This is a genomic window from Methanoplanus limicola DSM 2279, from assembly GCF_000243255.1.
Taxonomy (GTDB): domain Archaea; phylum Halobacteriota; class Methanomicrobia; order Methanomicrobiales; family Methanomicrobiaceae; genus Methanoplanus; species Methanoplanus limicola.
The window spans coordinates 1,364,252-1,378,772 of record NZ_CM001436.1 but is presented as its reverse complement, the minus strand read 5'-3'; the positions used below and the strand labels follow the sequence as shown (position 1 = coordinate 1,378,772).

Below are 14,521 nucleotides of genomic sequence, written 5' to 3'. Positions count from 1 at the left end.
TAATTTATGGAAGAATTTAATGAAAGAATCGCACCAAATAATGAATCAGGAGATCTTATAGAATACTCTATAGTAATCCCGGTATATAACTCCAGTCAAACATTAAATGAACTTATAGAAGAAATAAAATTAGTCTTTAAAAAACTAAACTCGGCATATGAAATAATAATGGTAGATGATTGCAGCAATGATAATTGCTGGGAAAGAATGAAAGAGCTTCATAAAAAAGATAATAATATTAAAATAATCCATTTAATAAAAAATTTTGGCCAGCATAATGCAACATTATGTGGTTTCAATCACTGTAACGGAAAATATGTAATTACAATTGATGATGACTTACAACATCCTCCAGAAGAAATACTGAAACTGATTGAAAAAATTAAGGAAGGATACTTAGTAGTTTATGGAAAATACAAATCTAAGAATGAAAATCTTCTCAGGGATTTTTTAAGCCGGAAATTCCAGAAGATTATACATGAAATACTATTATTACCGGATGACATCTTCTTGTCATCTTTTGCCATATACCATAGTAATGTTGTTAAGAATATGATAAAAATTAAATCATCATACCCTTTTATTCTTGGCTTAATGGCTAAATCAGCTCCGGTTAATAAAATTGCAAATGTTAAAGTGTTACATAATGAAAGAAAAGCAGGAAATTCAAATTATACTATCATAAAATATTTCAAATATTCATTAAATTTAATTATAAATTATTCATCACTTCCTCTAACCATTATTGCAATAATTGGATCCTTAGTCAGTTTCTTAAGCCTTAGTTATGGTTCTATGATAATAATAAAATCATTAACAGATTCCTCATATGGAATTATAGGATGGAATTCTCTCATGGTTGCAGTCACCTTTTTAGGAGGAATGACACTACTTTCACTTGGTATTGTAGGAGAGTATCTCAGGCGAATACTCACTGAAGTATCATATGGTCAGCAGTATGCTATTGACGAAATTCATTTATAACCCCATACAGATGAAAGATCAAATATATATTACACTGGCCATTATATTTCAGGCAATGGCCGGTATATCAGGAAAATATGCAGCAAAGACCATATCACCAGAATATTTATTCCCATTAAATATACTGACAAATTCATTTTACTTGTTATCCCTGTTTTGTATGTTCCTACAGGCAATTGTCTGGCAACAGGCGCTGAAACATTTCCCTCTCTCATTCGCATATCCTTTTATGAGCCTATTTAATTTTATTATCCTTATTGCTTCAGCAGTTCTTTTCGCGGAAGGTATTACTATAGGAAATATCATAGGACTTATACTGATATCTATTGGTATTGTAATAATATCAGGTGAATTAAAAAAACAGACAGATTTCAAGGGTTAATTCTAAAAAATAGGAGGAAATAAAATGTTAATAAACATAGATATACTATTTGCTGTTTGTGCAGTACTCCTAACCGGAATATCCCAAACGATTTTAAAATGGGCTACAAAACATGGAAAAAAAATAAACGGAATTATTGGAGATTACTTAAATTTACCGGTTTTAATTGCTTATGTGATTTTTATCCTTGTAACTGTATGCTCAGTACTGGCACTCAGAACAATGGATTTAAAATTTTTTTATGCATTTTCAAGTTTAAATTTTGTAATAATATTAATTTTTTCAGCTGTTTTTTTAAAAGAAAAAGTTAATTCCAGAATGATTTTAGCGGTAATTATAATTATTCTTGGTATATTTGTCTTTAATTCAGATTTACCAGTACTTTATTCGATTTAGTTTACACTTGGATCAGTCATTAATAGATTTACCCTCTGTGTCGTTAATCTGAAAAGTATTTATGTAATATTCATCACAATATATTGCATGAACATAAATCACCATATTAAACAGTTAAAAGAAAAATATGGGAACATACTATATCTATTTTTCCCAATAATAATTATATTAATTGCATTTAATTATATAATACTTAACAACTATTTACTTATTGGTGATTACAAAGATATTCTATCGGTTTATGAACCAAGTGTTTTTTTAGCCAGTAACCCATTATCCCTGTGGAATAATTTATGGCTATCCGGAATGCCCGAGATCTCAAACATAATGTCAGACCGGTTGTATCCGTTATCATTCCCAATTTATTTTATTTTCAACAACATTTATGCGGTAAATATTGTTGTTATTCTCCATATCATAATTGCATATTTTGCAATGTACAATCTTAGCACATTAATTACAAAAAATAAGGAGATAACACTACTGACTTCTTTGATATATGTTTTTTCAGGTCTTATGTTATCCAGAGTATTCGCAGGTCATATATTCTTTGTATTTGCCTATGCCTGGATACCCCTGATATATTATTATTTCGCCAAAATACTGTACTTAAAAGAGAATACAATTAAAAATTATATAATTATTACATTACTCAATTGTCTCCTCTTAGCAATGGGAAACGTCTACTCCTTAATCTTAACATATTTACTCATAGCAATCTTCATCCTATATTATATTATAACAACCAAAAAAATAATTAAATATATATCAGTACTACTTATACCAACACTATTAAGCACACTAATTATGGGTATTAAAGTAATACCTTCAATAAATTTTTCAGAAAATGTTATTCGTATTGACAATATCAATGTTTTAGAGGGAGGAGGTTCATTAGAAAATAATTTTGCCTCACTAATACTTGGTACGCCAATTGATGTTAACTCAGCTTTCTGGTTTCCAGAAAGTTGTGCTTTAATTGGAATTGTATGCATAATCTTTGCAATAATTGGTTTAGTATTCGGAAAAAAAGAGATTGCAGTCCCTTCAATAATTGCAGTTTTCTTCTCTTTAGTCTGGGCAGATGGTGGAAATAATCTCCTGTGGGCCATACATTATTTACCTGTACTAGATAATTTGCGGTGTCCGGGGAGGATATTTGGGGCATTACTACCTTTAATTTTAGTAATCGCAATTTATGGCATCAAAATATTATATAATCTGCCAAAAGACATTTCAAAGCTTAAACTCTCAAAAGAACAAAAATTTAACCTGAAACTCATAATAGGTGGATTAATTTTAATTAAATTACTTGAATTACCATATCAGACAGTTCCCAATGCTACATCAGTAATCAGTTTATTGTTAGTTATAATATTTATTGCATTACTCTACTTAGAGAAAGTATCAGAAAAAGTATTAAAATATTATCTGATATCCACTTTAACAATAAATCTAATAATTTTAATTATCTTTAATTCCGGAATGATATTAGATATTATTCCAGTATTCATAGTCATCACACTAATAACTATAATCACATTAACTTATATAAACAAAAATAATTTGAATTTAGGACTTAAGAATCAATACATTGCAATATTACTTATTTCCTTCTTAGTCATTTCAATGACTACATTAACCTATATTTCACCTGCAAATAAAATAGTCGAGATGAATCCCAATCTTGAAAATAGTCCTGCAAATGAGATTGCAGAAAAAATAATAGAAATGGGTTCTGATAATTCTCAAATATGGGCATACACGAATGGATGGGAATACTATCATCAGGATTTCAACTACATACTAATGAAAAACGGTATCCATACCGTCAGAGGGCATTATCCATATGTACTAAAGTCGTCTTTGCCAGCAGGAATAAACATTGGGAATGTAACGTACTACACAGCAGATTACATCATAGACACCGCATATTTAGACAATGGCAATCAAAATATTCATGATTACACATTTAAAATAGAAAATATATCCGTATACAAACCGGAAGAGGTTTTACCAAATGCATTTGTTATTCGGGGAGACAATATAATATCTTCTAAAACTACAACATTCTCACCTGACAAAATAATTATTGAAGGTGATTTTAAGAGTGGAGATGTTGCGATCCTAAAAACAGCATATTATGATGGCTGGAAAGTTAATGGCCAGGATGCTGCTCCAACGGGAAATATGGTTGCAAGCATACTAAATTCTGACACAAAAATAGTTGAATTTAAATTTGACCCAAATGATGTTAAATTTGGAATTATTGTCAGTATAATAGGAATTATATCTTTAATATTACTGATATTCAGAAGAAAAAATGTTGATGATTATTTAAATAAATTATAATCTATTATTTATTTACACACATCTTACTCTGATCTTCGACAAAAAAAACCGGAAAAATTTTAGAAACTTAGATACTGATATTAAAAAACTTAAGATACCAATCAACTGTCCTATTAAGACCTTCATCAAAATTTACCGTTGGTTTCCAACCTAAATCATTTCTTATCTTTGTTGAATCTATAGCATACCTTCTGTCATGTCCTTTTCTGTCAGATACGTATCTGATTAAATCATAAGATAAATTTAATGAGGGCAATTTATCATTCAGGCATGAAATAATTTTTCTTACTAGATCAATATTTCTAATCTCATTATTTGCACCAATATTGTAAACATCTCCTATTTTACCATTATTTATAACATTACAAATTGCAGAACAGTGATCATCTACATATAACCAATCACGTATATTAAGCCCATCTCCATAAACTGGTATAGCCTCTTTTTTCAAACATTTTGAAATAACCAGTGGAATTAATTTTTCCGTATGTTGATATGGCCCATAATTATTAGAACATCTTGTAATATTCACAGGTAAATCATATGTTTTAAAATATGACAGAACAACCATGTCCGCTGCAGCTTTACTGGCCGAATATGGGCTACTGGGGGAGAGTTGTGATCCTTCAGTAAAATATCCCATATCACCCAGTGTTCCATAAACTTCGTCCGTTGATATTTGAATAAATTTATCTATTCCATGTCTTTCTGCCGCATTCAATAAATTATGAGTGCCCAGAACATTTGTTGTTAAAAATATGTCCGGATCAGTTATACTACGATCAACATGAGATTCTGCTGCAAAATTAACTATAATATCAGGAGAGAACTTCTCAATAACATCAGATACACCTTTTTTATCACAAATGCTAGATTTAAAAAATGAGTAATTCTTTGAATCATTAAAACAGGATATATTTTCCAAATTTGCTGCATATGTTAGAGCATCAATATTAATTATATTTATATTTTGATCCATACTCATTAAATAATGAATAAAATTAGATCCAATAAAACCCGCACCCCCGGTTACTAAAAGAGTTTTTTCCTCATACTGCATGAAATTATGTCGAATTTATACGAATTAAATATTTGTATACATTATGCCACCAATCTAAACTATCCAGTTAATTTTACCGTTACAAATTGAAATATCCAAACTATCCTTGAAAAAAAGTAAAACAATCATAATATTTAGTAATAAAAAACTAAAATATCTGTTATGGAAATCACAATAAAACCATACGAAGAAGCAATAAAATTCCACGGCCACAACTGCCCCGGCCTTGCAATAGGCTACCGCGCATCAGAGATCGCAATGAAAGAACTCCTCTCCGGCAGATCAGAGGACGAAGAACTTGTCTGTATTGCAGAAAATGATGCATGCAGCGTTGACGGAGTGCAGTATATCACCGGATGTACAATGGGAAAGGGAAATCTCATATTCAGGGATTACGGCAAACAGGTCTATACATTTATCTTAAGAGACAGCAGCGATGCAGTGAGAATCGTCCTGAAAGATACGTCATCAATGGATAAGATCGATCCCAAAGCGATGAAAGCAAGGGCAAATGTCTTTGCCGGAACCGCAACACCTGAAGAAAAAGCAGCATTTGACAGAGCAAGACTGAAACTGATTGACATCTACCTTACATCACCGGCAGAGGAGATATTTGAGGTAAAGCATGTTAAACCGGATATTCCCGAGAGGGCAAGGATATTCAGCTCGGTTGAATGCAGTTCATGCGGTGAGACAGTATCAGAATCAAGGGCCAGAGTTCAGGACGGAAAAATTGTCTGCATACCATGCTATAATGAATACCTTGGCATAAACAGATAACAAAAATATAGATATCAAAACCCGGAGCCAGGATAGGAAATAATAACCAAAAATCCGGTTTTCCGGATTAAATATTAACCAGACACACAGGCGGCAGATATGGAAACCTATGAAACAGTCCCGATAGGGATAGTAAAATCGCCATACAAAATCCATGGAGATGCACCAAGACAGGGCGCATTAAAACCGGACGAAGAGATGGAGATAGAGATCTTTGAGGAGTTCAGGGAGGGACTCGGAACATTTGAAGGTATCACACACCTGATTGTCCTCCTGTGGTTTGATAAAGCAGACAGAAAACTCCTCTCAGGCACACCTCCGGGTGCAAAGGCTCCAAGGCCAGTATTCACCATAAGGTCACCCCACCGTCCAAACCCGATTGGATTTGATATAGCCCGTATAATTTCCGTTGAGAACGGAATCATAAAAGTATCCGGACTTGACGCTCTTGACAATACCCCGGTAATAGATATAAAGCCCTACGTACCTTCCATAGACTGCATTAAAGAATCAAAGGGGCTGGAGATAAAATAATTTTGAAACAAAAATAATTTAAAATTCAAATATAATCACTATTTCTGAGAAATAAGGAGATCCTATTCAGAATCTCCCTCTTCCCCTGCCTCTTCCTCCACGTCCGCCGCAAAATCCCATTCCGCAACCACGTGGAACACCACCACGGCCAGCACCATATACAATGTTTCCTGCCGGAGGAACATTGCCAGGAGTTCTGATAACACCAATATTAGCTGTTTCTCCTTCTGTGTCAGCCTGAGCGGTCGCACCTGAAATATTTTCAGACCGGCACTGTCCCATTCCTCTTCCTGTCATCGGCCCTCTTCCCTGAGGTCCTGTTCTGTCAAATCCTGGCATTTTTCTTTCACCTCGTTTGTATATATTACTCATATGCGCAAAAATACATTAAGGTATCCCTTGCTGCAAATTTCAACACAGACCCACCGCATTAACACAATTAATACCGGGGAGGACACTTCCGGGAAATAATCAGACCACAGTAAAATAGTGATGTAAATCATTATTAAAAAATTAAAATAGTATTGAATAATTCATACATTTTTAGAAATTCTTATTAACTACATTGAATAAGATCTATTATTGTTGAGGTACGCGTAATTTATGAAAAAAATTTTAAAACCGGCTACAGTCCTGATAATTCTTGCAGGATTAATACTGGCATTTACATGCGGATGCACCGGAAATGCTTCAGTAAATACACAAAATACAGATGAAACATCAGTAACTGAGACCATTAAAGTTACAGACTCTCTTGGAAGAGAAGTAACTGTTCCAAAAAACCCTGAAAGGGTTGTCTGCTCAGGACCGGGATGCTTAAGATATCTGACATACCTTCAGGCGCAGGATAAAATTGTCGGTGTGGATGACATTGAGATAAAGGAAACAATGTTTGATGCAAGACCATACTCACTTGCAAACCCACAGTTTAAGGAATATCCGTTAATAGGGGAATTCAGAGGCAATGACGATCCTGAAAAGATAGTTGCCGCAGACCCGCAGGTCATCTTTAAGACCTTTTTAACCTCCGCAGGTGATGCAGATGAACTTTCAACAAAGACAGGAGTACCTGTCGTAGCCCTCAACTATGGAACACTCGGAGTTTACAGGGAAGACATGGATAAAACCCTGAGAATCATGGGAAAAGTTATGGGGCAGGATGAAAGAGCAGAAGATGTTATAACATTCTTTGATGAGATGACAGGAGACCTTCAGAAGAGAACTGAAAATATTCCTGACGAAGAGAAAAAGACAACCTACGTTGGTGGAATAGCCTATCACGGTCCACACGGATTCCAGTCAACCGAACCAACCTATCCACCGTTTGCATTCATAAATGCACTCAATGTTGCAGAAGGTATGGGTACAGAACATGCTGATGTTGCAAAGGAGAAGATAATTGAATGGGATCCTGAAATTATATTTGTTGACCTCTCAACTCTTCAGACTGATCCAAATGCAATAACTGAATTAAAGGAAGATCCATCATATCAACAACTAAATGCGGTCAAATCCGGAGAAGTATACGGTGTCTTACCATACAACTGGTATTCCATAAACCATGGAAGTGAAATTGCTGATGCTTATTTTACAGGAAAAATTCTTTACCCGGATAAATTCAGCGACATTGATCCCGTGACAAAAGCAGATGAAATCTATACCTATCTCATAGGAGAACCGGTATTTGATCAGATGAAAAGTGAATTTGACAATAAAGTCTTTAAAAAACTGGAAATGAAGTAATTTTCCGGTAAAAAAACCACCTTTACAGTTCAGGACAGATTATGCATCTTAACGGCGGAGAAATTCCGGAAGAATACAAAAAATACACAGGCAGGAAAATATCAATTATAATTGCAGGAATAGTTCTGCTCTTTATACTACTCATATATTCAATATCAGTCGGTGCAGTCGGAATACCGCCCTTTGATGTACTTGAAACACTTCTCGGGGTAACGTCATCATCAAAGTGGCAGACAATAATCTGGAACATAAGACTGCCCCAAGCGCTTGCCGGAATCGTCGCCGGAGCAGGACTTGCGGTTGCGGGTGTTGCAATGCAGTCCATACTCAGAAATCCACTCGGCTCCCCGTTCACACTCGGAATATCCCATGCAGCAGCATTTGGCGCCGCATTCTCTGTAATAATTCTTGGTACCGGAACTATGCAGAGTTCCGGAGTGAACGCCGTAGTCTTAAACAACCCGTACATCACAACCATAGTTGCATTCATCTTTGCAATGATCGCAACCGGAATTATACTCTTAATCTCTAAAATCCGTGGTGCTTCACCCGAAGTAATGGTCCTTGCCGGTGTCGCTATAGGATCTCTCTTCACTGCCGGGACGATGTTTCTTCAGTACTTTGCAGATGACGTGCAGCTCGCGGCAGTCGTATTCTGGACATTCGGTGATGTCGGCAGGGCAGACTGGAGTGAACTCATATTTATGGGTATTCTGACAATAATCTGCTCAGCTTACTTCATCATGAATATGTGGAATTACAATGCAATTGATGCCGGAGACGAGACTGCAAAAGGCCTTGGAGTAAATGTTGAGAGGCTAAGACTCGTTGGAATGGTCATATCGTCCTTCCTCTCAGCCGTAATCGTATCATTCCTCGGAGTTATCGGATTTGTCGGACTCGTCTGCCCGCATATCACAAGGAGAATTATCGGAGACGATCACAGATTCCTTATTCCGGGAACTCTCGTATGCGGAGCAATACTCCTGCTGGCATCCGATACAGCAGCAAGGCTTATTCTTGCACCGCACATACTTCCGGTTGCGATCCTCACGGCATTCATGGGAGCACCGGTATTCATCTATCTGCTTATAAGGGGGCATGCAAATTGATTCTTGATATTAACGGAGTTGAATTTAACTACAAAAGCAGGGAAGTCTTAAATGAGATCTCATTCTCAGTCAGGCCCAATGAAATCCTCACAATTCTCGGGCCAAACGGTGTAGGCAAAACAACCCTCCTGAAGTGTATAAACAGGATACACAATCCGAGGGCAGGCTCTATCATGGTTGAAGATCAGGACATCATGAAACTCAGCCTGCCGGAAGTTGCAAAAAAGGTGGGATATGTCCCCCAGCATTGCGAAAAAGGACGGCTGACAGCATATGATGCCATTCTTCTCGGAAGAAGGCCTCACATTGTCTGGAGCACATCTGAAAAAGACATCAGGATTGTCGATGCCGTGATAAAAAGACTGAAGATGGAGGACCTTGCAATGCGTTACATCGACCAGATGAGCGGCGGAGAACTCCAGAAGATATCAATTGCCCGCTCTATAGTACAGGAACCAAAACTTCTGCTTCTCGATGAACCGACAAGCAGCCTTGATCTCAGAAACCAACAGGAGATCCTTAAAATAATATGTGAGGTTGTAAAGGGGCATAATGTCTCAGCAGTCATGACCCTGCATGATATAAACACCGCCCTGAGGTTCTCAGACCGCTTTCTCATGCTGAAAGACAACAGGGTATTTGCCGCCGGAGGATCAGAGATCATCAATCCTGAAAACATCAGGGCTGTATATGGCGTCAGTGTGGCAGTTGAGAGTGTTACAGGCGGATCTGTTGTAGTTCCGATAGCTGACTGAAAAGACCTTCACAGCCTGCCTCATCTGTCAGGCATTTATTTTACCACACAATATAGATAAAATCCTCAGGATATCTGTCAGGCATTTATTTTACCACACAATATAGAAAAAAATCCGCAGAATATCTGTCCATTAAGAACTATTTTTCAGGGAACATAATCAGCGAAGAAAGTCATAAGAAATCCTGTTAAATATAAACAGTTCTAAAAACTGTATAGGACTCCGGAATTAATTTTCTGTCCTTAAGGGTGATATAAGTTGGACAACTTTGGACTTGACAAAAACCTTCCATGCAGTATTGAAAAAAACCTGTGTGATTGCGGCGGGATAAAAGGTCTTATAGATGCAATACCCGAAAAAGATGAGATACTGGAGATGAGCGGGCTTTTTTCAGCAGCATCAGACCCAATCAGAATGACAATTCTTGAAATGTTGAATATTCATAAATTATGCGTCTGCATCATCAAACAGGCACTTGAAATTCCGGATTCAAAACTTTCATACCACCTTAAAATACTTCAGAACTCAGGGCTTATCAGAGGTGAAGCAGAAGGCACCTGGATAATTTACAGACTGACAGAAAAAGGCGAGATATTTATGGATAAACTATCCACTCTTAAAATATCAGAAACATCCATATAGCAGCATATAATATCAGACATAATTTATTTCCAGCAGGATAAACTCTGAGTTAACTACGCCACGCTTTCGAATGCAGCTTCCTGCGAGTTTAATTAAGATATCCGGATCTGTTCTTCGCATATTACCGGCAAATTACTGACAACCCTTTCACAGGGAGACATCCCGTTTTATCTGTTAAAATATAACCCACATTAAATAATACATAAATCCCACTTTAAATCAAATAAACGGCCTAAATAATCCCTTTAACACAAAATATCTCTTTTACACCCGGTGATAAAAATTATTATTTAAGAGGAAGATTTTTAAATTAATGAATGAACTATACTCAATAATGTAAGTCTGCCCGCATTTCAGGAAAAAGGAGTTAGGTAATAAAATATGACAAAAATAAACAATGACAATTTTTCTGTAAAATACTGCTCTGAAATACTGGACAGTATTACCTTCTCCCTGATTGCAACTGATAAAGGGGGCACCATCATCTGGGCAAACAAAGAGGCTTTAAAAACTTTTGGTGATGAAAACAGCTACCTCTGCGGGGAAAATATTACTGAGTTATTCAGCAGAAATAAAACCGGAAATAAAGGAGAAATAAATATTGAAGATTTTATTCCGGAAAAATCCGGAAACAGCGAATATATCATACTGGATAAGAGGGCCTACGAAATCAGTAAGAGCACAGCCGGCCCAAAAAATGAAATATTACTCCATACAATATCCGATATTACACCACTTTACAACTCCGGAGTTGGCTTATCAAAGATGAAGAGGATATTTAACGATATTTTTGAGAGCGTTAAATTTCCGGTTGCGATAATCGATGAAAATAAAGAAGAACCCGGTTTTAGAGTAATAAAAACCAATGGAATTTTTAAAGAAACTTTTATGCGGCAAAAACCAGGTTCTGACAGAGATATTGAAGAGGATATATGCAGAAGCATACCTGAAATATGCAGACTCTGCCCTGAAAGATTAAGAATTGTCAGAAGATGGAAGACAAGTTCTGAGACTGATATCTACATAGAATCCCTAAACAGGTATTTCCACCTCATTATGCTCCCTTCATTTTTCATGGACCAGATAATTCTGCTCCTGATTGATATTACAGATTCAAAAAATATGCTCTCATTAATGCAGAATTCCCTGAAAGAAAAGAATCTTATGCTCTCAGAGATGCACCACAGGGTAAAGAACAATCTACAGATCATCAAAAGCCTTCTTAGAATGCAAATTTCAGAAGAGGAGGAGAACGAATCAGCATCTGCACTGAAAGAGGCAGAGAGCAGAATATTTTCAATGGCCATGGTACACGAGAGTGTATATGAATCTGACAATTACTCCCGCATTGAAGCCGGTCCGCACTTTGAAAAATTATTCCGGCAGACAATTCAGAATTATGCTCCGGAAAAAAATATTGAACACCTGATAAATGCTGAAAAATGTACATTTACGGTTGAAACAGGATTACCGCTCAGTATTGCCATAAATGAACTGCTTATATATTCAGCAAAAAAATCATTTAAAAGTACAGAGAAAGGCCGGATAACAATATCAGTTATATGTGACCGGAATTTTGCCGAAATAATATATAGTGACAGCGGCAGCTGCCCGGAAGAGAGTGAAATTCAGGAGATCATCTCCGGGAAGTCGGAGAGATCCCTTGGCATTGAACTTGTAAAAAATATAATTACTGCACAGCTTGAAGGTGAATTCAGCATAGAACCTGTAAACGGAGATGAACAGAATTACATGATTAAAATGAAATTTCCTGTCAGTTAGAATACGGCAACTGCATGTGAAAAAATCATATGGATAACCATCCGGTTATACCATATGATTCAGGGCATTTCCATCTTATATATAGGCTCAAACCAATTATGTAGTATAACACCGGAAAAGTTCCGGTGCAGAAATCAGGAAAAACCATTACACCTCCATTACATACAAAAAGTCTTAAATGACTTTTTTTTAAACCTGATTTAAGCTTATGAAAGATAAGCATTTAATGTATTTTATTTATGGCACACAACGCAGAGTAAACGCCAGATCATGGATAAATTCCGGATAAATCCACACCGATTATATATCTGCTAACTTTCCGACAGTTCAGATTCCGCGGCTGCCAGAACCCTGTTAAGTTCATTTTCACGGATTGGTTTGACAATATAACCCAAAGGATTCGTCTTATCGGCCCTTTCCTTCATACCCTCATCAGAATATGCTGTAATATATATTACCCTTGTACCCATATCCTTGTACAGCCTGTCGGCAATGGATATTCCGTCCATCCCGCCCTTGAGATTGATATCCATCAGAATGAGATCCGGCTTTTTTTCAATTATTGCACGAAAAGCCTTCTCTGCACGATCAACCACCCCGACAACCTTATGGCCAAGCTTCTGAACTCTCTGCTCTATATCCATTGATATTATAGCATCGTCCTCAACAATCAAAATCGAGAATTCCTTCATAATTGCCCCTCAGTTATTCTCCTCTGCGAAATTAATTATTATTCTGGTTCCTTTTCCGGTGATGATATCCATTGACCCTGAAAGCTGCCTCTCTGCAATATTTTTAACCAGAGACAGACCAAGAGATGTAATATTCTTCCTGTCGAAATCTTCCGGGAAACCTGTTCCGTTATCTTCAAAAGTCAATGTATAAACTGATGGTGCAGCCTTCTTAAGCGTGACTGTTATTCTGCCGCTTTTCTTATCCGGAAAGGCATGCCTGAAAGAGTTTGTCAGAAGTTCATTGACCATCATCCCAAACGGTATGGAGAGATCAATCCCAAGGTCCATATCGGCACTTATCTCAACATCAATTCCTGAACAGTCAGTGTTAATTCCGGATGATATATCCTCTGCAAGGCTTTTTACATACTCAGCTACATTGATATGCTGCTGATCTGATGAATAATGAAGGTTTTCATGAACGAGCGCCAGGGCTGATAGCCTCATCTGCGCCTCCGATAATGCCTCCTTTGACTGTTCATCCTCAATGCCCTGTGACTGCATATTAAGAAGGCTGGAGATCACCTGGAGGTTATTCCTGACCCTTAGATGTATCTCATCAATCAGGAGCTCCTTCTCACGCAGCGCCTTTCTGATCTCAGTTACATCCTCAAGAATGATCGTAACTCCCGGATTACCCTCATCAAAAACTGTCGGTATTAGTTTTACAAGGTAGAAAAAATCCCCGGACTCATCTTCCCACTCTATCTCTTTTGCTTCGCCTTCTCCCCTGAGAAGGTCATTTATTGTTTTAAGGACAGTCGGATTTGTAACTACAGGAAGGGAGGAGTCAGGAATTCTCAGACCTATCAGTTCATTCCTGTTGTATCCGGTAAAAGATATGAAATTATCATTGGCCTGGACAACCTTCTGCTTCTCATCCAGAACAACAATCGCATCGGAGGAATAATCAAGCATCGCAGAGATTGGAACCCTGTGAGAGAGAAAATATACTTTTGCAACGCCAATACTCCTCATATCAACTTTTCCGGATATGAGAAGCATATTAAGATATTTTGAGACCGAATTCCGGTTCATATTCAGCAGTCTTGAAATATCTGTTATTGAAAGTCCTCTCGGCTCATCCTTCAGGAGTTCCATAACTCTTGAAAGTTCCCGCTTACTCTCTTCAATTTGTCTTGACATAATTACACCTGATTATGATATTATAATCCTCCAATATACTTAATTGTTATTCTTTCTGATATGCGTTAGTGCACCAAAAATGTTATATTCTGTAATATTTCCGGATCATTTCAGGCAAA

General features: G+C 36.7%; 15 protein-coding genes. 11 read left to right on the top strand and 4 right to left on the bottom strand.

Annotated elements, in window-relative coordinates; genetic code table 11:
• Positions 1-6: 6 nt before the first annotated feature.
• The 4 genes from METLIM_RS06705 to METLIM_RS06690 all read left to right on the top strand — a co-directional run bounded on the left by METLIM_RS06705 (position 7) and on the right by METLIM_RS06690 (position 4,114).
• Positions 7-984 (top strand): glycosyltransferase family 2 protein, encoded by a 978-nt coding sequence (locus METLIM_RS06705; RefSeq protein WP_004077193.1) that lies wholly within the window; start codon positions 7-9, stop codon positions 982-984.
• A 55-nt stretch (positions 985-1,039) separates the two neighbouring features.
• Positions 1,040-1,366: an EamA family transporter gene (locus METLIM_RS06700; protein ID WP_048146255.1), complete on the top strand. Its 327-nt coding sequence runs from the start codon at positions 1,040-1,042 to the stop codon at positions 1,364-1,366.
• A 24-nt stretch (positions 1,367-1,390) separates the two neighbouring features.
• On the top strand, positions 1,391-1,762 hold the full coding sequence (locus METLIM_RS06695; protein WP_004077191.1) for an EamA family transporter: 372 nt from the start codon (positions 1,391-1,393) through the stop codon (positions 1,760-1,762).
• Positions 1,763-1,849: 87 nt separating this feature from the next.
• Positions 1,850-4,114, top strand: coding sequence for a hypothetical protein (locus METLIM_RS06690; protein WP_004077190.1), 2,265 nt, complete (start codon positions 1,850-1,852; stop codon positions 4,112-4,114).
• 67 nt (positions 4,115-4,181) lie between these two features.
• Here the strand turns inward: METLIM_RS06690 and rfbB are convergent, their stop codons facing one another.
• The gene (gene rfbB / locus METLIM_RS06685) at positions 4,182-5,174 is read right to left on the bottom strand and encodes a dTDP-glucose 4,6-dehydratase (RefSeq protein ID WP_004077189.1); all 993 of its coding nucleotides are present in this window, start codon (positions 5,172-5,174) and stop codon (positions 4,182-4,184) included.
• A 162-nt stretch (positions 5,175-5,336) separates the two neighbouring features.
• On the opposite strand from rfbB, the gene METLIM_RS06680 reads away from it, so the two are divergent.
• On the top strand, positions 5,337-5,954 hold the full coding sequence (locus METLIM_RS06680) for an FmdE family protein (RefSeq protein WP_004077188.1): 618 nt from the start codon (positions 5,337-5,339) through the stop codon (positions 5,952-5,954).
• Between the two features lie 99 nt (positions 5,955-6,053).
• Positions 6,054-6,488, top strand: coding sequence for a tRNA (N6-threonylcarbamoyladenosine(37)-N6)-methyltransferase TrmO (gene tsaA, locus METLIM_RS06675; protein ID WP_004077187.1), 435 nt, complete (start codon positions 6,054-6,056; stop codon positions 6,486-6,488).
• A 66-nt stretch (positions 6,489-6,554) separates the two neighbouring features.
• Here the strand turns inward: tsaA and METLIM_RS06670 are convergent, their stop codons facing one another.
• Positions 6,555-6,827, bottom strand: a complete 273-nt coding sequence (locus METLIM_RS06670; RefSeq protein ID WP_004077186.1) for a DUF5320 domain-containing protein — start codon at positions 6,825-6,827, stop codon at positions 6,555-6,557.
• Positions 6,828-7,091: 264 nt separating this feature from the next.
• Between METLIM_RS06670 and METLIM_RS06665 the strand changes: the two genes are divergently transcribed.
• The 5 genes from METLIM_RS06665 to METLIM_RS06645 all read left to right on the top strand — a co-directional run bounded on the left by METLIM_RS06665 (position 7,092) and on the right by METLIM_RS06645 (position 12,522).
• On the top strand, positions 7,092-8,231 hold the full coding sequence (locus METLIM_RS06665; RefSeq protein WP_004077185.1) for an iron ABC transporter substrate-binding protein: 1,140 nt from the start codon (positions 7,092-7,094) through the stop codon (positions 8,229-8,231).
• Between the two features lie 41 nt (positions 8,232-8,272).
• A complete protein-coding gene (locus METLIM_RS06660) occupies positions 8,273-9,343 on the top strand; it encodes a FecCD family ABC transporter permease (RefSeq protein WP_004077184.1) in 1,071 nt (356 codons plus the stop codon).
• The gene (locus METLIM_RS06655; protein WP_004077183.1) at positions 9,340-10,098 is read left to right on the top strand and encodes an ABC transporter ATP-binding protein; all 759 of its coding nucleotides are present in this window, start codon (positions 9,340-9,342) and stop codon (positions 10,096-10,098) included. The genes METLIM_RS06660 and METLIM_RS06655 overlap by 4 nt, the downstream gene beginning before the upstream one ends.
• A 258-nt stretch (positions 10,099-10,356) precedes the next feature.
• Positions 10,357-10,740: an ArsR/SmtB family transcription factor gene (locus METLIM_RS06650; RefSeq protein WP_004077182.1), complete on the top strand. Its 384-nt coding sequence runs from the start codon at positions 10,357-10,359 to the stop codon at positions 10,738-10,740.
• A 381-nt stretch (positions 10,741-11,121) separates the two neighbouring features.
• Positions 11,122-12,522, top strand: coding sequence for a histidine kinase dimerization/phosphoacceptor domain -containing protein (locus METLIM_RS06645; RefSeq protein WP_004077181.1), 1,401 nt, complete (start codon positions 11,122-11,124; stop codon positions 12,520-12,522).
• Positions 12,523-12,833: 311 nt separating this feature from the next.
• Here METLIM_RS06645 and METLIM_RS06640 read toward each other — a convergent pair whose 3' ends face one another.
• Together METLIM_RS06640 and METLIM_RS06635 are read right to left on the bottom strand one after the other, a co-directional pair.
• A complete protein-coding gene (locus METLIM_RS06640; RefSeq protein ID WP_004077180.1) occupies positions 12,834-13,214 on the bottom strand; it encodes a response regulator in 381 nt (126 codons plus the stop codon).
• 9 nt (positions 13,215-13,223) lie between these two features.
• Positions 13,224-14,402, bottom strand: coding sequence for a sensor histidine kinase (locus tag METLIM_RS06635; RefSeq protein ID WP_004077179.1), 1,179 nt, complete (start codon positions 14,400-14,402; stop codon positions 13,224-13,226).
• Positions 14,403-14,521: the final 119 nt, after the last annotated feature.

What these genes read in the sequence shown, in the direction of transcription:
- METLIM_RS06635 (WP_004077179.1), bottom strand. Translation starts at nt 14,402, where the DNA reads ATGTCAAGACAAATTGAAGAGAGTAAGCGGGAACTTTCAAGAGTTATG.
- METLIM_RS06695 (WP_004077191.1), top strand. Translation starts at nt 1,391, where the DNA reads ATGTTAATAAACATAGATATACTATTTGCTGTTTGTGCAGTACTCCTA.
- METLIM_RS06665 (WP_004077185.1), top strand. Translation starts at nt 7,092, where the DNA reads ATGAAAAAAATTTTAAAACCGGCTACAGTCCTGATAATTCTTGCAGGA.
- rfbB (WP_004077189.1), bottom strand. Translation starts at nt 5,174, where the DNA reads ATGCAGTATGAGGAAAAAACTCTTTTAGTAACCGGGGGTGCGGGTTTT.
- METLIM_RS06640 (WP_004077180.1), bottom strand. Translation starts at nt 13,214, where the DNA reads ATGAAGGAATTCTCGATTTTGATTGTTGAGGACGATGCTATAATATCA.
- METLIM_RS06670 (WP_004077186.1), bottom strand. Translation starts at nt 6,827, where the DNA reads ATGCCAGGATTTGACAGAACAGGACCTCAGGGAAGAGGGCCGATGACA.
- METLIM_RS06660 (WP_004077184.1), top strand. Translation starts at nt 8,273, where the DNA reads ATGCATCTTAACGGCGGAGAAATTCCGGAAGAATACAAAAAATACACA.
- METLIM_RS06700 (WP_048146255.1), top strand. Translation starts at nt 1,040, where the DNA reads ATGGCCGGTATATCAGGAAAATATGCAGCAAAGACCATATCACCAGAA.
- METLIM_RS06645 (WP_004077181.1), top strand. Translation starts at nt 11,122, where the DNA reads ATGACAAAAATAAACAATGACAATTTTTCTGTAAAATACTGCTCTGAA.
- METLIM_RS06680 (WP_004077188.1), top strand. Translation starts at nt 5,337, where the DNA reads ATGGAAATCACAATAAAACCATACGAAGAAGCAATAAAATTCCACGGC.
- tsaA (WP_004077187.1), top strand. Translation starts at nt 6,054, where the DNA reads ATGGAAACCTATGAAACAGTCCCGATAGGGATAGTAAAATCGCCATAC.
- METLIM_RS06690 (WP_004077190.1), top strand. Translation starts at nt 1,850, where the DNA reads ATGAACATAAATCACCATATTAAACAGTTAAAAGAAAAATATGGGAAC.
- METLIM_RS06705 (WP_004077193.1), top strand. Translation starts at nt 7, where the DNA reads ATGGAAGAATTTAATGAAAGAATCGCACCAAATAATGAATCAGGAGAT.